Here is a 1,086-nt window from a genome sequence, read left to right on the forward strand (position 1 = left end):
GATAAATAATGCAATTCATTTTGTAGACTTGCCAGGATATGGATTTGCGAAAGTACCTGATTCAGTAAAGAAAAACTGGGGAAAAACAATTGAAGGCTATCTTATGTCAGATCGTGAAAAAGTTGTATTTCTTTTGCTGGATTTGCGTAGAATCCCAACGGGCGAAGATATGGAAATGTTAAAGTGGCTGGAACATTTTGGAATTGAATATTATATAATTTTTACAAAGGCTGATAAATTGTCTAATAATGAAAAATTTAAGCAGTTAAAGGAAATTAAGAAAAAACTTGTGTTTAAAAATGAAGATGTGTTTTTTTATTCTTCCTTAAGATATATAAAAATTATTTTTAAAAATGTGCATAAGTGAAATCTGCAATTCCAGTAACACTTCTTCTCACAACATCTTTTATTTTTGGATTTCTGTAATGATTTTCTACTGAAAAATATAGTGGCGAAATTACGTTCTCATCAATCAGTATTCTCTCAGCTTCATTTATTTTTTTATCTCTTTCTTTAGAAGACGGTATTTTTGAGATTTCTGTTACTAATGCATTGTATTTAGCTTTAGACCAGACATTCATATTTAAGTTATCATCTTTTTTCCATCTATCTAAATAAGATAAGGCATCATCGTATTTTGGCGACCATGTATTCAATACTGTATCATAATCTCCAGATCTAGTTTTTGATAATCTTTCTTTAAATGGTACAGTTGAAACATCTGTCTCCAGTCCTAATTTTGTTCTCAATTCCTCTTGAATGAACTGTATTTCCTTTACTTCTGGATCTGAGTTTCCTGATAACAATCTTAATCTTAATCTATTAACTCCAAGTTCTTTTAATGCTTCTAAATACAATTTTTTAGCTGTTTTAATATACAAAGAAAAAATGCTTATTAGATTATCAAAATACAAATTAAGGTTTTATAGTGTATAAAGCTCCGTATAAATTCTTTTATAATAGAAAATTGAACTTCTTGTTATATAGATATTAACATAGTTGGCGGAGAAACTATAAAAGGGTACTTAAACTGATTATTCTACAGAGACCACTAATTATAAATTAGGCTATAATAAAAATAATTAT

General features: G+C 27.9%; 2 protein-coding genes. One reads left to right on the forward strand and one right to left on the reverse strand.

Features of this window, described 5'->3' with window-relative positions:
* A partial coding sequence (locus Q0370_RS06715) for a GTP-binding protein (RefSeq protein ID WP_367270866.1) occupies positions 1 to 367 on the forward strand: 367 nt, incomplete at its 5' end.
* On the opposite strand, the gene Q0370_RS06720 is transcribed toward Q0370_RS06715, so the two are convergent.
* Complete coding sequence (locus tag Q0370_RS06720) at positions 348 to 914, reverse strand: ABC transporter substrate-binding protein (protein WP_367270867.1); 567 nt, start codon at positions 912 to 914, stop codon at positions 348 to 350. The genes Q0370_RS06715 and Q0370_RS06720 overlap by 20 nt on opposite strands.
* Positions 915 to 1,086: the final 172 nt, after the last annotated feature.

It is taken from the genome of uncultured Leptotrichia sp. (assembly GCF_938036635.1).
Lineage (GTDB): Bacteria > Fusobacteriota > Fusobacteriia > Fusobacteriales > Leptotrichiaceae > Leptotrichia > Leptotrichia hongkongensis.